The organism is Belnapia sp., assembly GCF_059504005.1.
In genome coordinates, this window is record NZ_JCACHU010000048.1 from 117,063 (window position 1) to 133,567 (window position 16,505).

Annotated in this window: 20 protein-coding genes; 11 read left to right on the forward strand and 9 right to left on the reverse strand. The window is 74.3% G+C overall.

Annotated elements, in window-relative coordinates:
* Positions 1 to 130 precede the first annotated feature (130 nt).
* A complete protein-coding gene (gene selD, locus AC5JJ1_RS08130) occupies positions 131 to 2,245 on the forward strand; it encodes a selenide, water dikinase SelD (RefSeq protein ID WP_495784605.1) in 2,115 nt (704 codons plus the stop codon).
* Positions 2,246 to 2,248: 3 nt separating this feature from the next.
* Here the strand turns inward: selD and AC5JJ1_RS08135 are convergent, their stop codons facing one another.
* Together AC5JJ1_RS08135 and AC5JJ1_RS08140 are read right to left on the reverse strand one after the other, a co-directional pair.
* Positions 2,249 to 2,773, reverse strand: a complete 525-nt coding sequence (locus tag AC5JJ1_RS08135) for a hypothetical protein (RefSeq protein ID WP_495784606.1) — start codon at positions 2,771 to 2,773, stop codon at positions 2,249 to 2,251.
* 104 nt (positions 2,774 to 2,877) lie between these two features.
* The gene (locus AC5JJ1_RS08140) at positions 2,878 to 3,303 is read right to left on the reverse strand and encodes a secondary thiamine-phosphate synthase enzyme YjbQ (RefSeq protein WP_495784607.1); all 426 of its coding nucleotides are present in this window, start codon (positions 3,301 to 3,303) and stop codon (positions 2,878 to 2,880) included.
* 37 nt (positions 3,304 to 3,340) lie between these two features.
* Here AC5JJ1_RS08140 and AC5JJ1_RS08145 point away from each other — a divergent pair, with 37 nt between their 5' ends.
* The 10 genes from AC5JJ1_RS08145 (at position 3,341) to AC5JJ1_RS08190 (ending at position 11,097) form a co-directional block, all read left to right on the forward strand.
* Positions 3,341 to 5,011 (forward strand): stimulus-sensing domain-containing protein, encoded by a 1,671-nt coding sequence (locus tag AC5JJ1_RS08145; RefSeq protein ID WP_495784608.1) that lies wholly within the window; start codon positions 3,341 to 3,343, stop codon positions 5,009 to 5,011.
* A 103-nt stretch (positions 5,012 to 5,114) separates the two neighbouring features.
* Complete coding sequence (locus tag AC5JJ1_RS08150) at positions 5,115 to 5,306, forward strand: hypothetical protein (RefSeq protein ID WP_495784609.1); 192 nt, start codon at positions 5,115 to 5,117, stop codon at positions 5,304 to 5,306.
* Positions 5,307 to 5,309: 3 nt separating this feature from the next.
* Positions 5,310 to 5,480 carry a hypothetical protein gene (locus AC5JJ1_RS08155; protein WP_495784610.1) on the forward strand — a complete coding sequence of 57 codons (171 nt, stop codon included), beginning with the start codon at positions 5,310 to 5,312 and terminating at the stop codon, positions 5,478 to 5,480.
* Positions 5,477 to 5,758 carry a hypothetical protein gene (locus AC5JJ1_RS08160; RefSeq protein WP_495784611.1) on the forward strand — a complete coding sequence of 94 codons (282 nt, stop codon included), beginning with the start codon at positions 5,477 to 5,479 and terminating at the stop codon, positions 5,756 to 5,758. Before AC5JJ1_RS08155 ends, AC5JJ1_RS08160 begins: the two co-directional genes overlap by 4 nt.
* Before the next feature lie 46 nt (positions 5,759 to 5,804).
* Complete coding sequence (locus AC5JJ1_RS08165; protein WP_495784612.1) at positions 5,805 to 6,737, forward strand: hydroxyacid dehydrogenase; 933 nt, start codon at positions 5,805 to 5,807, stop codon at positions 6,735 to 6,737.
* Between the two features lie 5 nt (positions 6,738 to 6,742).
* On the forward strand, positions 6,743 to 7,540 hold the full coding sequence (locus tag AC5JJ1_RS08170) for a TrmH family RNA methyltransferase (protein ID WP_495784613.1): 798 nt from the start codon (positions 6,743 to 6,745) through the stop codon (positions 7,538 to 7,540).
* A 2-nt stretch (positions 7,541 to 7,542) separates the two neighbouring features.
* Positions 7,543 to 8,643 (forward strand): ABC transporter permease, encoded by a 1,101-nt coding sequence (locus AC5JJ1_RS08175; RefSeq protein WP_495784614.1) that lies wholly within the window; start codon positions 7,543 to 7,545, stop codon positions 8,641 to 8,643.
* The gene (locus AC5JJ1_RS08180; RefSeq protein ID WP_495784615.1) at positions 8,643 to 9,398 is read left to right on the forward strand and encodes an ABC transporter ATP-binding protein; all 756 of its coding nucleotides are present in this window, start codon (positions 8,643 to 8,645) and stop codon (positions 9,396 to 9,398) included. Before AC5JJ1_RS08175 ends, AC5JJ1_RS08180 begins: the two co-directional genes overlap by 1 nt.
* Positions 9,398 to 10,417, forward strand: coding sequence for an MlaD family protein (locus AC5JJ1_RS08185; protein ID WP_495784616.1), 1,020 nt, complete (start codon positions 9,398 to 9,400; stop codon positions 10,415 to 10,417). Before AC5JJ1_RS08180 ends, AC5JJ1_RS08185 begins: the two co-directional genes overlap by 1 nt.
* The gene (locus tag AC5JJ1_RS08190; protein ID WP_495784617.1) at positions 10,414 to 11,097 is read left to right on the forward strand and encodes an ABC-type transport auxiliary lipoprotein family protein; all 684 of its coding nucleotides are present in this window, start codon (positions 10,414 to 10,416) and stop codon (positions 11,095 to 11,097) included. Before AC5JJ1_RS08185 ends, AC5JJ1_RS08190 begins: the two co-directional genes overlap by 4 nt.
* On the opposite strand, the gene AC5JJ1_RS08195 is transcribed toward AC5JJ1_RS08190, so the two are convergent.
* From AC5JJ1_RS08195 to hisF, 7 genes are all read right to left on the reverse strand, one after another.
* Positions 11,024 to 11,413 carry a response regulator gene (locus AC5JJ1_RS08195; protein WP_495784618.1) on the reverse strand — a complete coding sequence of 130 codons (390 nt, stop codon included), beginning with the start codon at positions 11,411 to 11,413 and terminating at the stop codon, positions 11,024 to 11,026. The genes AC5JJ1_RS08190 and AC5JJ1_RS08195 overlap by 74 nt on opposite strands.
* A gap of 108 nt (positions 11,414 to 11,521) precedes the next feature.
* Positions 11,522 to 12,565, reverse strand: coding sequence for a sensor histidine kinase (locus AC5JJ1_RS08200; RefSeq protein ID WP_495784619.1), 1,044 nt, complete (start codon positions 12,563 to 12,565; stop codon positions 11,522 to 11,524).
* A gap of 60 nt (positions 12,566 to 12,625) precedes the next feature.
* Positions 12,626 to 13,570 carry a glutathione synthase gene (gene gshB / locus AC5JJ1_RS08205; RefSeq protein WP_495784620.1) on the reverse strand — a complete coding sequence of 315 codons (945 nt, stop codon included), beginning with the start codon at positions 13,568 to 13,570 and terminating at the stop codon, positions 12,626 to 12,628.
* Positions 13,571 to 13,630: 60 nt separating this feature from the next.
* The gene (locus tag AC5JJ1_RS08210; protein ID WP_495784621.1) at positions 13,631 to 14,482 is read right to left on the reverse strand and encodes a SirB1 family protein; all 852 of its coding nucleotides are present in this window, start codon (positions 14,480 to 14,482) and stop codon (positions 13,631 to 13,633) included.
* 3 nt (positions 14,483 to 14,485) lie between these two features.
* Complete coding sequence (locus tag AC5JJ1_RS08215; protein WP_495784622.1) at positions 14,486 to 14,872, reverse strand: histidine triad nucleotide-binding protein; 387 nt, start codon at positions 14,870 to 14,872, stop codon at positions 14,486 to 14,488.
* Between the two features lie 18 nt (positions 14,873 to 14,890).
* A complete protein-coding gene (locus AC5JJ1_RS08220) occupies positions 14,891 to 15,406 on the reverse strand; it encodes a phosphoribosyl-ATP diphosphatase (RefSeq protein ID WP_495784623.1) in 516 nt (171 codons plus the stop codon).
* A 3-nt stretch (positions 15,407 to 15,409) separates the two neighbouring features.
* Positions 15,410 to 16,186, reverse strand: coding sequence for an imidazole glycerol phosphate synthase subunit HisF (gene hisF, locus AC5JJ1_RS08225; RefSeq protein WP_495784624.1), 777 nt, complete (start codon positions 16,184 to 16,186; stop codon positions 15,410 to 15,412).
* Positions 16,187 to 16,505 lie beyond the last annotated feature (319 nt).

Consider the following 16,505-nt stretch of genomic DNA (forward strand, 5'->3'; position numbering starts at 1 on the left):
CGTAAGCGTCAACCAGCTTCTCTTAACGTCACCAGTCCGGAATTATCGGGCGGCCGCGGTCGCCCATGCCGCGGGCAGGCGGGTCGCTCGGGTGATTCCACTGCGCGGGGGTTTGCTCTAGCGTCTGCCGATGCCGCGAGACCTCGCCGAGACGCCCGCCGCCGAGGGCCGCGAACTGCTGCTGGTCGGCGGCGGCCATGCCCATCTCGGCCTGCTGCGCTCGCTCGCCATGCGGCCCATCCCCGGGCTCCGCGTCACCCTGGTCGCCGACGAGCCGGCGCCGGTCTATTCGGGCATGGTGCCGGGCCTGGTCGCCGGGCTCTACGCGCCGGAGGAATGCGTCGTCGAGTTGCCGCGCCTCGCGCTCGCCGCCGGTGCCCGGCTGATCCTGGACCGCGCCACCGGCCTGCGGCCCGCCGCCCGCCGCCTGCTCTGCGACCGGCACCCGCCGCTCCGCTACGACTGGCTCTCGGTCGACATCGGCTCCGTCGCCCGGCCGCTGCCGCCGGGCGAGGGGCCGCTGCTGCCCGTCCGCCCCATCGCCAGCCTCGAGGCGCGCGTCGCGGCGGCCCTGCCGGCCGCCCGCGCCGCCGTGGTCGGCGGCGGCGCGGCGGGGGTGGAGCTCGCCTTCTCGCTCCGCCGCCGGCTCGGCCCGGAGGCGGAGGTCACCCTCCTCCCCGGCCAGCAGCTCCTGCCCCAATCGGGGCCGCTGGCCCGCTGGGTCGTCCGCCGCGCCCTGGCGAAGCGCCGCATTGCCCTCCTCCCCGGCGCCCCGGTGGCGGGGGCGGCGCCGGATGCGCTGCTGCTCGCCGATGGCCGCCGCATCCCTTGCGACCTCGCCCTCTGGACCACGGGGGCCGCCGCCCCGGCCTGGCTGCGCGAGACCGGCCTGGCGCTCGACCCGCAGGGCTTCATCGCCGTGGACGAGACGCTCCGCTCCCTCTCCCACCGCGAGGTCTTCGCCGCCGGCGACATCGCCGCGCTGCAAGCCGATCCGCGGCAGAAGGCCGGGGTCTATGCCGTCCGCCAGGGCCCCGCCCTGGCCGATGCCATGCGCCGGCTGATGGCGGGCCAGGCGCCGCGCCCATACCGCCCGCAGCGCCACGCCCTCGCCCTGATCGGCACGGCGGATGGCGAGGCGATCGCGCTGCGCGGCCGCCTCGCCCTTGCGGGGCGCTGGGCCTGGCGCTGGAAGCAGCGCATCGACCGCGACTGGGTCGCCCGCTTCGCCGCCCTCCCCGCCATGCCGCCCGCGCCGCAGCCCGCGCCGATGCGCTGCGCCGGCTGCGGCGGCAAGCTGGCCGCGCCGGTGCTCGCCGCCGCCCTCGGCCGCCTCGGCCTCACGGCGGGGCCGGAGCCGCTGGACGATGCCGCCCTGCTCCACCCGCCGCCCGGCGCGCTGCTGGTGCAGAGCGTCGACCAGTTCCGCGCCTTCCTCACCGACCTGCATCTCTTCGGCCGCATCGCCGCCAACCATGCGCTGGGCGACATCCATGCGATGGGCGCACGGCCGCTCTCGGCGCTGGCCCTGGTCACCCTGCCCCATGCCCCCGCCGCCTGGCTGGAAGAGGACCTCCACGCCATGCTCCGCGGCGCGCAGGAGGTGCTGGAGGAGGCGGGCGCCCGCCTCCTCGGCGGCCATAGCGGCGAGGGGGCGGAGGTGGCGCTCGGCTTCGCCGTCACCGGCGCGGCCGAGGCAGCGCGGCTGCTGCGCAAGGGCGGCCTCCGCCCCGGCGACCGGCTGGTGCTGACCAAGCCGCTCGGCACGGGGGTGATCCTCGCCGCCGCCATGCGGGGCGAGGCGCGGGCGGCGTGGCTGGAGGGCGCGGTCGCCGCCATGCAGCAGCCCGGCGGGCCGGTCGCCGCGGCGCTCGCCGCCCATGGCGCCACGGCCTGCACGGATGTGACGGGCTTCGGCCTGCTCGGCCACTTGGCGGAAATGCTGCGCGCCAGCCGCTGCGCCGCCCGGCTGGACGCGGCGGCGATCCCCCTCCTCCCCGGCGTGCGGGAGGCGCTGGAGAGGGGCATCCGCAGCACGCTGCATGCGGGCAACGAGGCGGCCGTCGCGGGCCTCGTCGAGAGCCCGCCGGCCGCCCTGCTCGATCCTCAGACCGCCGGCGGCTTCCTCGCCGGCCTGCCCGAGGCCGCCGTCGCGCCCTGCCTGGCGGAGCTTCGCAGGCTGGGCGCCGCCGCCGCGCTCATCGGCGAGGTGGCGCCCGGCCCGCCGTCCATCCGCCTGGGCTGAGCCTTACCGGCCGGAGCCGGTGCGGGCCTGGTCGCCGCCCGCCTCGGCGCCGGAGCCCATGCGGGTGGCCAGCGCGCCGACCGCCGTGGCGGCCTCGCCGAGGCGGGTCGCCACCTGCTGCTGGTCGGGGCGCTCGCCCTGCAGGGCCTGCTGCACCTGCTCGAGCTTCTGCTGCGCGTCGCGCCAGGCCTGCTGCCCCTGGACCTGCTGCGGCACCTCGCGCACCGTCTTCAGCCCGGCATCCACCGTGCTGCGCGCCTGCAGGAAGTTCGGCTGCGCGCCGCCCGACACCTCGCCCTGGGACTGATGCAGCGCCTGCTCCACCGTCCGCAGCCGCCCGACCACCGGCGCTTCCGTGCTGCCGGGCTGCTGGCTCGGCGCCAGGCTCGGCGGCGTCTGGGTGGTCTGGCCCTGGCCGCCCTGGGATTGGGCCTGGGCGGTGGCCATCAGGCCGAGGCCCAGGATCGCGGCCCCCGCCAGGCGCAGGGCCGCGGCCGGCTTCGGCCCGTGGTGAGGCATTCTGTGCATCGCTCGTTCCCTCTGGCGGCGCCGGTTCACGGTACCGCATGTGACCGGAGGGCAGCGCCGGAGCAGCATGTCCGGTTCCATCGGGGCCGCGCCTCGCCGGTCCGTCAGGCCTCTCCCAGGAGGTGCAGCACCAGCTCCCGCCGGTGCGGCCGCGTGCGGTGCTCGTAGAGGAAGATGCCCTGCCAGGTGCCGAGCACCGGCGCCCCCGCGGCAACGGGGATGGAGAGCTGGGTCTGCGTCAGCGCCGCGCGGATATGCGCCGGCATGTCGTCCGGCCCTTCCTCCTCGTGCCGGTAGCGCCCGTCGCCGCCATCCGGCACCAGCCGGGCGAGGAAGGCCTCCAGATCCTCCCGTACTTCCGGCGACGCGTTCTCCTGGACGATCAGCGAGGCCGAGGTGTGCCGGCACCAGACCGTCAGCAGCCCGGTGCCGAGGCCCTGCCCCGCCACCCAGCGCCGCACCGGCCCGGTGACCTCGGCGAGGCCCCGCCCCCGCGTCGCAACCTCCATGGTGTGGATGCGCTGTTCCATGCCCCTCTCCCGCCCCAAATCGCTGTAGGATGGCCCCATGCCCGATGTCGGCGTCCTCCAGGACCAGCAGCTTGCCCCAGGCCCGCCCCGGCGGAAGCGCTGGGTCTCGCCCCTGCTGCGGCGGATCCTGCTGCTGAACGTGCTGCCGCCGGCGCTGCTGGCCGCCGCCCTGCTCTATCTCGACCAGTACCAGAACGGCCTGCTCGCCGCCGAGGTGGAGGCGCTGCGCACCCAGGCCCGCATCTATGCCGGCGCCATCGCCGAGGCCGGCACCCGCGTGCAGGACGACCGCGCGGTGCTGGTGCCGGACGCCGTCCGCCCGCTGCTCCGCCGCCTGGTGGAGCCATCGCCCAACACCCAGGCGCGGCTCTTCGACAATACCGGCCTCGTCGTCGCCGACAGCCTGGTGCGCGAGGGCTCCGGCGGCGCGGTGGTGACGGAGCCGCTGCCGCCGCCCGAGCCGCGCGGCGCCTTCTCCACCACCATCGCCGGCCTCTACGACAAGCTGCTGCGCCTGGTGCCGCGCGACGGCCAGTCCGACGTCGCGGTCGACATCGCGCCCGATGCCCCCTCCTTCGACTGGCAGCCCAATCTCGGCCCCGACCGGCGGGAGGAGCTGCGCCTCGCCCTCGAGGGCGGCGTCACCCCCTATATCCGCCGCACCGCCGATGGCCGCCTGCTGGTCTCGGTGGCGGAGCCGGCGCGGCGCGGCAACCAGTCCGTCGGCATCGTCCTGCTGACGCGGGAGGCGCGCGAGGTCGACCAGCGCCTGTTCGAGATCAGGGCGAGCGTGCTCGGCATCTTCGTCATCGCGCTGATCCTGACGGTGCTGCTCTCGCTCTACCTGGCGCAGACCCTGGCCAGCCCGATCATGCAGCTCGCCGGCGCCGCGGCCGCCATGCGCCAGGGCGAGGGCCGCGGCGGCAGCGTGCCCCCCGCCGTGCTGGCCCGCGAGGACGAGATCGGCATCCTGGCGCGCGACCTGCAATCCGCCGCCCGCGCCCTCTGGGCCCGCATCGACACCAACGAGCGCTTCGCCGCCGACGTGGCGCACGAGCTGCGCAACCCGCTGACCAGCGTGCGCTCCGCCATCGAGACGCTGCGGCGCATCGAGAACCCGGACCAGCAGCGCCGCCTGCTCGCCATCATCGCCGAGGATGCGGTGCGGATGGACCGGCTGATCGCCGACATCTCCGACAGCTCCCGCGTCGATGCGGAGCTGTCGCGCACCGTCGCCGTCCCGGTCGACATCGCCCCCATCCTCTCGACCCTGGCCGAGCTGCACAACGCCACGCGCGACGAGGACGACCCGGAGGTGGTGCTGGAGGCCCCCGCCGGCCCGCTGGTGGTGCGCGGCGTCGAGGGAAGGCTGGTGCAGGTGATGCGTAACCTGCTCGGCAACGCCCTCTCTTTCAGCCCGACGGAGGGCCGCGTCTGGGTCCGCGCCCGCCCGACCGGCGCCATGGTCGAGGTGGTGGTCGAGGACGAGGGGCCCGGCATCCCCGAGGCCAAGCTCGAGGGCATCTTCGAGCGCTTCTACTCCGAGCGCCCGAGCGGCGAGCATTTCGGCAAGCATTCCGGCCTCGGCCTCTCGATCAGCCGTCAGATCGTCGAAGGTCTGCGCGGCCGCATCGCCGCCGAGAACCGCCGCGACGCCGAGGGCCGCGTCACCGGCGCCCGCTTCATCATCCAGCTTCCCGTGGCTTGAGCCGGCCCGGGCGCCGCCCCATCTGCCAGCCGATGCTTTCCACCCGGCCCGCGGATGCGTTAGCCTCCGCGCCATGATCCACGCCACGACAGGAGCGACAGGCATGCCAGCCGCAGCCGCCAAGACCACCAGGTCCCGCCCCGCGGCCCCGCGCAAGCCGGCCGCCGAGGCGGCGGCGGAGCGGCTGTCCCGGGCCAAGCACGAACGCGCGAGCGAGATGCTGCGGGAGCTCCGCCGCAGTGCCGAGGCCCTCTCCGCCAATGCCGACCGCCTGCTCAGCCGCCTCACCCCCTGACCGGTGCCCGACAAGACGATCGACGAGCTGCTGGAAGCGATCGAGACCGTGCAGATCCTGAAGGACACGCTCGGCAAGCATGAACAGCTGATCACCCGCATCGCCGACCGCCTGGACGCCATCGAGGAACGGCTCCGCCGCCTCGAATCGCCTGAGCCCGAGCCCCGCCCATGAGCGGCGAGCCCCACGGCCCCTGGCCCGCCGGGGTCAAGGAGATCGGCGTCGGCGACCTCCGCCGCCTCGGCATCGACGGCGACAACCGGCTCTACTGGGACGGCAAGCGGGTCGAGGTGCGGCGCACCCTGGTGCTCACCTGGCCGCAGCGGCTGCTGGCCGTGCTCGCCGCGCTCGCCTCCCTGGCGACCGTCGCCACCGGGCTGAACAACCTCTCGATCTTCCTCTGCGCCCGCGGCGTCCACTGGCTCGGCTGCCCGCTGCCGCCGCATTCCTGAAGCTTCCCCTGTCCCGCCACGGCCCGCCCGGCCTATCCTGTGCGCCATGGGGCATGTCATCATCACCGAATACATGGCCGAGACGGCGGTCGCGCAGCTGAGCGCGGCGCACCCGACGCTCTACGACCCCGATCTCGGCACCGCCCCGGACCGGCTCCGCGGCCTGCTCGCCGAGGCGCGGGCGCTGATCGTCCGCAACCGGACCCGGGTCGATGCCGCGTTGCTGGACGCCGCACCCCGGCTCCGCGTCCTCGGCCGCCTCGGCGTCGGCCTCTACAACATCGACCTCGAGGCCTGCCGCCGCCGCGGGCTGGAGGTGATCCCGGCCGCGGGGGCGAATGCGGATTCCGTCGCCGAATACGCCATCCTCTCGGTGGGCATGCTGATCCGCGGCGCCTTCCAGTCCACCGCCGCCATCGCCGCCGGGGAATGGCCGCGCGAGCGCCTCAGCACCGGGCGGGAGATGGCGGGTAAGACCCTCGGCATCCTCGGCTTCGGCGATATCGGCCGCCGCGTCGCGCGCCTGGCGCGGGCCTTCGGCATGCGGGTGATCGCGCATGACCCGGTGCTGCCGATCGACCATTCCGGCTGGGCGGAGACGGGCACCGAGGCCGTCCCCCTCGCCACCCTCGTCGCCGAGGCGGATGCGGTGACGCTCCATGTCCCGCTGGAGCCGGCGACGCGCGGCCTGGTCTCCGCCGAATTCCTGGCGGCGATGAAGCCGGGCGCCGTGCTGGTCAACGCCTCGCGCGGCGGGGTGGTGGACGAGGCGGCGCTGGCCGCGGCGCTGCGCGCCGGCCATCTCGGCGGCGCCGTGCTCGACGTCTTCGAGCAGGAGCCGCTGGCCCCCGGCAATCCCCTTGCCAGCGCGCCGAGCCTCATCCTCACGCCCCACATCGCGGGGGCGACGCAGGAGAGCAACCTCCGCGTCTCCTCCCTCATCGCCGCCCGGGTGCTGGTCGCCCTGGCGATGGACTGAGGCGCGTGCTGCCCGAAGCTTCCTCGCCCCCCGGGCCCGTCCCCCGCCCGCCGGAGCCGCACCGCATCTGCGGCGCCGCGCCGGTGCGCGCCCTCTTCATCCGCCGCCCCGAGGCCGTGCTGCGCCTCTTCTACACCGAGGCGATGCGGCGCCTGGCCGGGCCGCTCTGCGCCCATCTCGCCCGCACCCGGCGCCCCTACCGCGAGGTCCTGCCGGAGGAGCTGGCGCGCATCGCCGGCACGCCGCACCATGGCGGCATCTGTGCCATCGCCCAGGTGCGCTATGCCGAGCGCCTGCAGGGCCCCGTGCTCCCCGCCGACCTGCCCCGCGCGCCGCTGCTGCCGGTGCTGGACGGCATCGGCAACCCGCACAACCTGGGCGCCATCGCCCGCTCCGCCGCCTTCTTCGGCTGCCGCGCCCTGCTGCTGTCGGAGGATGGGCGGCAGGCCGACCTGTCGGATGCCGCCTTCCGCACCGCCGAGGGCGGGCTCGAGCTGCTGCGGGTGCTGCGCGCCCGCGACCTGCCGGCGCTGCTGCGGGCCATGCAGCGGGACTTCCTCGTCGTCGCCGCCACCGCCTCGGGCGGCCTCGCGCCGGAGGCGCTGCCGCGCGACCGGCCCGTCGCCCTCGTCCTCGGCAATGAGGAGCAGGGCCCGTCGCAGCCCGTGCTGGAGGCCTGCCCGGCCCGGGTGACGCTCGCCGCCGCCGGGCCGGTCGAGAGCCTCAACGTCTCCGCCGCCGCCGCCGTGCTGTTCCACAGCCTCGGCGGCCCGGCCGCGCAGCGCCCCGGACCCCGCCGCTGAGCATGCCGGCGACGCTTGCCGCCACGGCGGACGGCCCGGCCGCCCGCCTCGCCTTCGCCGGCAGCCTCGATGCCGGCGCCACCGCCCGGCTCTGGCCGGAGGCGATGCGGCGGATGCGCGGCGTGCATGCCCTCACCCTCGACCTCGGCGGCCTCACCGCGCTGGATACCGCCGGCGCCGTGCTGCTGCTGCGCCTCGAGCGCCTGGCGCGCGAGACGGAGTGGCGCGGCCTCCCCCCCGGCCCGCTCCAGGCCGTGCTCGACCGCACCCGCCAGGCCCTCGCCGCCCCGCCGCCGGACGAGGCGCCGGCCCTGCCTTTCCTCGCCATGCTTGGCCAGGCGACCCTCCGCCGCGGCGGCGACCTGCTTGGCCAGATCGCCTTCCTCGGCGAGGCGGCGGTGGCGGGCCTCGGCACGCTGCGCCGCCCCTGGCGGCTGCGGCTGGCCGAGGTGCTGCGCCACCTGGACGAGGCGGGGCTGCGCGCCTTCGGCCTCACCGCGCTGCTCGGCGTGCTGATCGGGGTGATCCTCGCCTTCCAGTCCTCCATCCCGATGCGCCGCTTCGGGGCGGAGGTCTTCATCCCCAACCTCGTCGGCATCTCCCTGCTGCGGGAGCTCGGGCCGCTGATGGCCGCCGTCATCCTCGCCGGCCGCACCGGCTCCGCCTTCGCCGCCGAGCTCGGCACCATGGTGGTGAACGAGGAGATCGACGCGCTGCGGATCATGGGCATCGACCCGCTGGCCTGGCTGGTGCTGCCGCGGGTGCTGGCGGCGATCCTGGTCATGCCGGTCCTCGCCCTGGTGATGGACCTCGCCGGGCTGATCGGCATGGGGGTGGTGATGGCCTCGCTCGGCTTCCCGCCCGTCGGCGTCATCGGCCAGCTGCAACGCTCGGTCGGCCTGCACGACCTGCTGGGCGGGCTGTTCAAGGCCGCGATCTTCGGCCTCTCCATCGGCCTGGTCGGCTGCCGCGCCGGCCTCTCCGCCGGGCGCGGGCCGCGGGCGGTGGGCGATGCGGCGACGCTCGCCGTGGTCGGCGGCATCGTCTCCATCGTCGTGCTGGACGGCATCTTCTCCATCCTCTTCTTCCGGCTCGGCTGGTGATGGGCGAGGCCGTCCTCCGCGTCGAAGACCTAGCCGCGCGCTTCGACGGGCGGACCATCTTCGAGCACGTCTCCTTCGAGGTCCGCCGCGGCGAGGTCTTCGTCATCCTCGGCGGCTCCGGCTCCGGCAAGTCGACCTTGCTGAAGCACATCATCGGCCTCTACCCGCCGGCCGAGGGCCGCGTGGAGATCCTGGGCCAGGCGATGGATGACGGCCTGGCCGGCGCCGCGCGCAACGCGCTGCTGCGCCGCATCGGCGTGATGTGGCAGTCGGGCGCCCTCTTCGGCTCCCTCACGCTCACCGAGAATGTCGAGGTGCCGCTCGAGGAGCATACCGGCCTGCCGCCGGAGGCCCGCGCCCTGGTCGCCCGGGCGAAGCTCGGCCTGGTCGGCCTGGCCGACGCCGCCGCGCGCCTGCCGGCCGAGATCTCCGGCGGCATGGCGAAGCGGGCGGGGATCGCCCGCGCCATGGCGCTCGACCCGCCCATCCTCTTCCTCGACGAGCCCTCGGCCGGGCTCGACCCGATCACCTCCGCCGGGCTCGATGCGCTCATCAAGCAGCTCGCCCGCGACCTCGGCACCACCTTCGTCGTGGTCACGCACGAGCTGCAGTCGATCCTCGCCATCGGCGACCGCTGCATCATGCTCGACAAGGAGGCGCGCGGGGTGATCGCCGAGGGCGACCCGCGCCGCCTCCGCGAGGAGAGCGACAACAAGGTGGTGCGCGCCTTCTTCCGCCGCGAGGTCCTTGCCTGATGCCGCAGAGCCGTGGCCTCTATCTCCGCGTCGGCGGGCTGGTGCTGGCGGGCCTCGCGCTCACCGTCGGCTTCGTCCTGTTCTTCACCGCCAACCGCTTCGGCCGCAGCGCCACGATCTACGAGACCTATCTGCGGGAATCCGTCCAGGGCCTCGATGTCGGCTCGGCGGTGCGCTACCGCGGCGTCGCCATCGGCCGCGTCACCGAGATCGGCCTCGTCACCGCCGAGTACCGCGTGCCGGACCGCACGACCTTCGGCGCCGTCTTCCAGCTCGTCTTCGTCCGCTTCGCCGTGGACATCGCCAAGGCGGGCGAGGTGCCCTCGATCGACGAGGCCGTCAGCCTCGGGCTGCGCGTCCGCATCGCGGCGCAGGGCATCACCGGGGTGAACTACCTGGAGCTCGACTTCCTCGACCCCGGCCGCTTCCCGCCGCGCGAGGTGCCCTGGGAGCCGCGCTACCCCTATGTGCCGGCGGTGCCCTCCACCGTCGCCCAGGTGCAGAACGCCGCGGAGAACCTGCTGCAGAAGCTGCAGAGCGTCGACCTCGCCGGCCTGCTCGACAACACCATCGGCCTCATTGCCGAGCTGCGCGGCCAGCTCCGCGAGGGCGACGCGGCCATCGCGCTGCGCGAGGCCGCCAGCCTGGTCCGCAGCCTCCGCGCCCAGGCCGAGGGTGCCGACCTGCCGGCGCTGGCCTCCGAGCTGCGCGGCACCGCCGCCGATGCCCGCGCCCTCCTCACCAGCCGGGAGACGCAGCAGGCCGTCGCGAATGCCGCCGCCGCCATGGCGGAGCTGCGCGGCGTCGTCGCCCGCCTGCCCAACACCGTCGCCACGCTCGACGGCAGCTTGCGCAATGTCCGCGGCGCCACCACCGACCTGCAGGCGGAGCTCGGCCCGATCCTACGCGACCTGCGCGCTGCCGTCGCCAATCTCCGCGACACGACCGAGCAGCTGCGCCGCTACCCCTCCCAGGCCATCCTCGGCGCGCCGCCGCCGGTGCCGGAGCGCCGCAGATGACCGCCCGCCGCACCCTGATGCTGCTGCCGCTGCTGGCCGGGTGCAGCGTCCTGCCCAACCGGCCCTACCAGGACACGCAGCGCTTCAGCCTGGCGCCGGAGCGCCCCGGCCGCGTCGCCCCGCCGCGCAACGCGCCGGTGCTGCTGATCCGCAGCCTCCGCGCCGCGCCGGGGCTCGAGGGACGGGCGCTGCGCAGCCTCGGCGCCGACGGCCAGGTGACGGCGGCCTACTGGCAGGAATGGATCGCGCCCCCCGGCGATGCGGCGGAGGAGGCGCTGCGCCACTGGCTGCTGGCGAGCGGCCGCTTCGCCGCCGTCACCCTGCCCGGCTCCCGTCTGCGCCACGGCCTGGTGCTGGAGGGCGAGCTGACCCGCCTGCAGGCGGAGCCGGCCGCCGGCCGGGCGACGGCGGCGCTTGCCATCCTGCTGCTGGCCGAGCCGCAGGACGGGCCGGGCGAGGCCCGCATCCTCGCCCAGTTCAGCGCCGAGGGCAGCGCGCTCTTGCCCCAGGGCCTCGACCCGCGCGCGCCCGGGCCGGAGGCCGCCGCCGCCCTCTCCGCCGCGCTCGGCGCCGCCTTCGCCCGGGTGGAGGAGAGCGTCTCCGCCGCTATTCCCCGCGCTGCAGCCGCTCCACCTCGTCGGCCACCCGGCCGAAGGGGGCCGGCTTCGTCAGGATCGTGATCGGCCCGCCGAGCGCCCGCAGCCCCGCCGCCACCTCCGGCACGTGATTGGCCGACATGACGACGACCGGCAGCTTCGGCCGGCGGCTCCGCAGCCGCTGCACCAGCTCGTCGCCGCGCAGCCGCGGCATCTGCATGTCGGTCACCAGCGCGTCGAAGGGGCCGAGCTGCGCCTCCGCCTCCAGCGCCGCCTCGCCATCGCCGACCACGGTCACGGCATGGCCGCGCTCCTGCAGCTCGGCCTCCACCGCCAGGCCGATCAGGGCCTCGTCCTCCGCGACGAGGATATGGAGCGGGCGCTGCCCGGTACGGCTCATCCTATCGGGCTCCGCTGCGGCATGGGACTGCCTCGTTGCTGGCCGCGACCAAGCCAGAGCCGGTGCGGCCTGTCCAAGGAAATCCGGCGATTCCGGCCCCGGCCCGGATCATGTGACCGGGAACCGCATGGTCCAGCGCAGCCCCGGCCGGTTGCCGCCCGGGCTCGCCGGCGCCGCGTCCAGGCTGCCGCCGAGCTGCCCGGCCAGGGCCCGGCTGATCCTGGTGCCGAGGCCGCTCCCCTGCGGCGGCGCGGCCGGGTCGAGCCCGATGCCGTTATCCTCGACGACGAGCAGGAACTCCGCCTCCTCCCGCCGGAACATCACCCTCACCCGCCCCTCCATCTCGCCGGGGAAGGCGTATTTGAGCGCATTGCCGACCAGCTCGTTCACCGTCAGCCCGATCGGCACGGCGCGCGCCATCGGCACTGCATGATCCTCGGCCTGCACTAGCAGGGCGATCGGCCGCAGGTCGACCACCGTATCCCGGAGGTCCTGCACCAGCCCCTCGAGGAAGCCGCGGCTGTGCACCACCGCCTGCCCGTCATCCCGGTGCCGGTCGAGCCGGGCGTTGATCCGCGCCAGCGCCATGATCCGGCCGGAGGCGTCCTGCAGGGCCTCGCGCGCCTCCGCCTGGTCCACGGCCCCGGCCTGGAGGTGCAGCGTCGCCGCCAGGCGCTGCAGGTCGTTCCTTGCCCGGTGCACCGCCTCGCTCAGCAGCGTGCCGCGCGCCTCGGCCGTCCGCGCCAGCTCGGCATTGGCGGCGGCGAGGCCCTGCCGCTCCTGCGCCAGCCGGTGCAGCGCGACATGCAGCGCCTCCATCAGCGAGGCGGTGAAGAGCGCGATGGCGAAGAAGATCATGAGCGACAGCAGGTCGACCGCCTGGGTGATGGCGAAGCTCCGCGTCGGCTCGAACATGAACCAGACGGCGCAGGCCCCGCTCAGCAGCGCGGCATAGATTCCGGTGCCGCGGTCGAAGACCAGGCCGGCCACGATCACCGCCGGGAAGAAGAGCAGGAAGGGCAGCCCCGGCCCGGTGCCGAAGAGCCAGAACCGCAGCATCATGGAGGCGAGCACCAGCAGGGTCGTCGCCCCGTACCGGGCCCAGACGGGCAGGCCGCGGGAGCGGGCCGAGAGCAGGAAGAGCCGTTCCATCGCGCATCCGGGCAAGCGGCGGCCGGAAGCGCCGCCGCCAGCCCCAACGCCCCTGGAAGGTCAGCGTTTCGCCTCGATCGCGTCCCAGATCGCCCGCTCCAGGTGCACGCCGTCGAAGCGCGCGATCTCCTGCAGCCCGGTCGGCGAGGTGACGTTGATCTCGGTGAGGTAGTCGCCGATCACGTCGATGCCGACGAAGATCATCCCCCGCTCCCTGAGCGAGGGGCCGATACGGGCGCAGATCTCCTGCTCGCGCGCCGTCAGCGTCGTCCGCTCCGGCCGGCCGCCGACATGCATGTTGCTGCGCGCCTCGCCCTCGGCGGGGACGCGGTTGATGGCGCCCATCGGCACGCCATCGACCAGGATGATGCGCTTGTCGCCCTGCCGCACCTCGGGGACGTAGCGCTGCACCATCAGCGGCTCGCGCGAGCGCTCGGTGAACATCTCGATCAGGCTGTTGAGGTTGGAATCGCCCGGCTTGATGTGGAAGACGCCGGCGCCGCCATTGCCGAAAAGCGGCTTGACGATGATGTCCTTGTGCTTCTCGCGGAAGGCCTGGATCTGCGCCCGGCTCGACGTCACCAGCGTCTCCGGCATCAGGTCGGGGAATTGCAGGACGAAGAGCTTTTCCGGCGCGTTCCTGACGCTCGCCGGGTCGTTCACCACCAGCGTCTTCGGGTGGATGTGCTCCAGCAGGTGCGTCGCGGTGATGTAGGCCATGTCGAAGGGCGGGTCCTGCCGCATCAGCACGACATCCATCGTCGAGAGGTCGATCTCCTCCCGCGGGCCGAAGGCGTAGTGCGCGCCCTGCTTGCGTTCGACGGTGACCGGCTCGCCCTGCGCCAGCAGCCGGCCGCCGAGGAAGGCCAGGTCGCGCACATGGTAGTGCCAGAGCCGGTGGCCACGGGCCTGCGCCTCCAGCATCAGGGCGAAGGTGCTGTCGGCATCGATGTTGATGCCGGCGATCGGGTCCATCTGGACCGCGACCCGGAGGGCGCGCGCCATGGTCGTCTCCACTGGTTCAGGGCAATTCCGTGCCCCGAACCGGGCGAAAACGCCAGAGCCTCAATTCAGCCGGTGTCGCAACTCCTCGATCACCATCCGCGTGCGGCTGGCGGCCGGCCCCTCCGGCTCCAGCTCCAGCGAGCGCTCGAGGCAGCCGAGCGCGGCGCCGATGCGGTCCAGCCGCTGGTTCATCAGCCCCGCCTCGCGCCAGAGCAAGGCCTGGTCCGGGGCGAGGCGCAGCATGTCCTCGGCGCAGGCGAGCGCCCCGGCCAGGTCTTGCGCCCGGAGCCGCCGCAGCTTGATGTTGTTCTGCAGCCGGAGCAGCACCGCCCGCTTGTCCATCAGCCGGACGAGGCCCGGCCGCAGCTCCGCCCGCTCGCCCTCGATCCGCTTGATGAGCGCGCGCAGATCCGGCGCCTGCAGCCCGGTGCCGCCGGCGAAGACATCGACCAGCGCCTGCCCCCGCCCGCCCTCGACGGCGAGCAGGAAGTGGCCGGGGAAGTCGACGCCATGCGCCGCCCAGCCCGCCGCCTCCGCCGCATGCAGCCAGAGGATGCCGAGCGCGACCGGCAACCCCCGCCGCCGCTCGGCGACGCGGATGAGGTTGGCATTGGCCGGGTTCTCGTAATCCTCGGTGTCGCCGCGGAAGCCGAAGCGGCCATGGATCACCTCGGCCAGCACGGCGCGGCGCCGCTCCGGATCGCCGCCATCGGCCTGGGGATCGGCCGCGGCGGCGGCGACGGCCGCCTGCGCCAGCTCCGAGAGCACGGCCGAGGCCGCGCGCCAGTCCGCCTCCGGCGCGTCGATGCGCGCCAGCTGCACGGCGACCGCGGCCAGCTCGATCTCCGCATCCGGCAACTGCCCGGCGGCGGCGAGGGCGGCGCGTGCCTCCTCCTCTGGGCTCAGGGCCATGCGCTACTCCCGCGGCTGCGGCACCATCCGGCCGAGGCGGCGGCCGCCGAAGAGATGGACGTGGAAATGCCCGACTTCCTGCCCGGCATACTCGCCCATGTTGGAGAGCAGGCGATAACCATGCTCCTCCAGCCCGAGTTCCCGCGCCACCCGCGCGACCGCGCGCCAGAAGCCGGCGATCGCCTCCGCCGGCGCCCCGGCATGGAAGTCGGCGGCGCTGACGTAAGCGCCCTTCGGGATCACCAGCACATGCACCGGCGCCTGGGGCGCGATGTCGTGGAAGGCGAGCGCATGCTCGTCCTCGCTGACCTTCTTGCAGGGGATCTCGCCGCGCAGGATGCGGGCGAAGATGTTGCCAGGGTCATAGGGCGGCTTGCCGGAGACGGACATGGCGTATCCTCCAACCTGTCAGGCGAGCTTGGTCGTGCGCGCGGCCCGGACGATGCCCTTCGGCCGCGCCGCCTTCTCGGCGATGCCGCTGATGCCCTCGCGCCGCCGCAGCTCCGCCCAGACCTCCTCCGGGCGGATGCCGGCATCCACCCAGACGACGACGAGGTGGTAGAGCAGGTCGGCGGATTCCAGCACCGTCTCGGCATGGTGGCCGAGCGTCGCCTCGATGACGCATTCCACCGCCTCCTCGCCGAGCTTCTGCGCCACCTTCGCGGTGCCGCGCGCCATCAGCCGGGCGGAATGCGAGGTCGCGGCATCGCCCGCCAGCCGCCGGCTCTCCACCGTGTCCCAGAGCCGGTCGAGCACCGTCGCATCGCCATCCTGCGGCACCTCGAGCGGGGCGAGGTGGCGGCCCTCGGCCCGGCGCACGGCCTTCTTCGGCCTCACCGCGGCGGCGGGCAGCCCCTCCGGCACCGGCAACGCCCGCTTCTTCCTGGCCTTCGCCACCGGCTTCTTCTTGGTGTCCTTCGCCATGCGTCAGGCGGCCTCCGATTCAGGCAGGGGGCGGACCGGCAGGCCGGCCCGGGCCAGCGCCGCCTTGGCATCGGCGATGCGGAACTCGCCGTAATGGAAGACGCTGGCGGCAAGCAGACCCGTCGCCCCGACCCGCGCGCCCTCGACGAAATGCTCCATCGTGCCGACGCCGCCCGAGGCGACGATCGGCACCGGCACCGCGGCGCGCACCGCCCGCAGCAGCTCGAGGTCGAAGCCGGACTTGGTGCCGTCCCGGTCCATGCTGGTCAGCAGGATCTCGCCGGCGCCGGCCTCGGCCATGCGCCGCGCCCAGCCGACGGCGTCGATGCCCGTGGGCTTCCGCCCGCCATGGGTGAAGACCTCCCACCGCCCCTCGGCGACGCGCCGCGCATCGACGGCGACGACGATGGCCTGGCTGCCGAAGGCCTCCGCCGCACGGGAGACGAGGGCCGGGTCGGCGACGGCGGCGCTGTTGATGCTCGCCTTGTCGGCGCCGGCCAGCAGCAGCCGCCTGACGTCCTCGACCGAGCGCACCCCGCCGCCCACGGTGAGCGGGATGAAGACCTGCGCCGCGGTGCGCGAGACGACGTCGAGGATGGTGTCGCGGTTCTCGTGGCTCGCCGCGATGTCGAGGAAGGTGACCTCGTCCGCCCCCTCGCGGTCATAGGTGCGCGCCTGCTCGACCGGGTCGCCGGCATCGCGCAGGGCGAGGAAGTTGACGCCCTTGACGACGCGGCCGTCCTTCACGTCGAGGCAGGGGATGACGCGGAGCGCGAGCACGGTTCACCTGTCCAATTCGAGGGGGCGGCCGGCCCGGTGCCGGCGTCGGGCCGCAGGCGCCCGGCATGGCGAAGAAGCGGCCGGGGGTCAAGCGGCGAAGCGCCGGCCGCGCGGGCACGCTCACAAATCATTGCTTATTCCAAACAGATTGCATGTGGCCCATTATGTTGACGTCGGAACCATTAAGTTGCCATATCCTATTCCTTGGCACTTTGTCCGCGAGCTAACCGCAGTGGCTTGCAAGAAACGAGTGGGATCAGACCATGCACCGTCTCCCCGTGCCGGCAGCCGCTCATGACTCCGAGGGCGAGGGCCACCG

Coding starts and splice junctions, on each gene's coding strand:
- selD (WP_495784605.1), top strand. CDS start 131: ATGCCGCGAGACCTCGCCGAGACGCCCGCCGCCGAGGGCCGCGAACTG.
- AC5JJ1_RS08135 (WP_495784606.1), bottom strand. CDS start 2,773: ATGCACAGAATGCCTCACCACGGGCCGAAGCCGGCCGCGGCCCTGCGC.
- AC5JJ1_RS08140 (WP_495784607.1), bottom strand. CDS start 3,303: ATGGAACAGCGCATCCACACCATGGAGGTTGCGACGCGGGGGCGGGGC.
- AC5JJ1_RS08145 (WP_495784608.1), top strand. CDS start 3,341: ATGCCCGATGTCGGCGTCCTCCAGGACCAGCAGCTTGCCCCAGGCCCG.
- AC5JJ1_RS08150 (WP_495784609.1), top strand. CDS start 5,115: ATGCCAGCCGCAGCCGCCAAGACCACCAGGTCCCGCCCCGCGGCCCCG.
- AC5JJ1_RS08160 (WP_495784611.1), top strand. CDS start 5,477: ATGAGCGGCGAGCCCCACGGCCCCTGGCCCGCCGGGGTCAAGGAGATC.
- AC5JJ1_RS08165 (WP_495784612.1), top strand. CDS start 5,805: ATGGGGCATGTCATCATCACCGAATACATGGCCGAGACGGCGGTCGCG.
- AC5JJ1_RS08175 (WP_495784614.1), top strand. CDS start 7,543: ATGCCGGCGACGCTTGCCGCCACGGCGGACGGCCCGGCCGCCCGCCTC.
- AC5JJ1_RS08180 (WP_495784615.1), top strand. CDS start 8,643: ATGGGCGAGGCCGTCCTCCGCGTCGAAGACCTAGCCGCGCGCTTCGAC.
- AC5JJ1_RS08185 (WP_495784616.1), top strand. CDS start 9,398: ATGCCGCAGAGCCGTGGCCTCTATCTCCGCGTCGGCGGGCTGGTGCTG.
- AC5JJ1_RS08190 (WP_495784617.1), top strand. CDS start 10,414: ATGACCGCCCGCCGCACCCTGATGCTGCTGCCGCTGCTGGCCGGGTGC.
- AC5JJ1_RS08195 (WP_495784618.1), bottom strand. CDS start 11,413: ATGAGCCGTACCGGGCAGCGCCCGCTCCATATCCTCGTCGCGGAGGAC.
- AC5JJ1_RS08200 (WP_495784619.1), bottom strand. CDS start 12,565: ATGGAACGGCTCTTCCTGCTCTCGGCCCGCTCCCGCGGCCTGCCCGTC.
- gshB (WP_495784620.1), bottom strand. CDS start 13,570: ATGGCGCGCGCCCTCCGGGTCGCGGTCCAGATGGACCCGATCGCCGGC.
- AC5JJ1_RS08210 (WP_495784621.1), bottom strand. CDS start 14,482: ATGGCCCTGAGCCCAGAGGAGGAGGCACGCGCCGCCCTCGCCGCCGCC.
- AC5JJ1_RS08215 (WP_495784622.1), bottom strand. CDS start 14,872: ATGTCCGTCTCCGGCAAGCCGCCCTATGACCCTGGCAACATCTTCGCC.
- AC5JJ1_RS08220 (WP_495784623.1), bottom strand. CDS start 15,406: ATGGCGAAGGACACCAAGAAGAAGCCGGTGGCGAAGGCCAGGAAGAAG.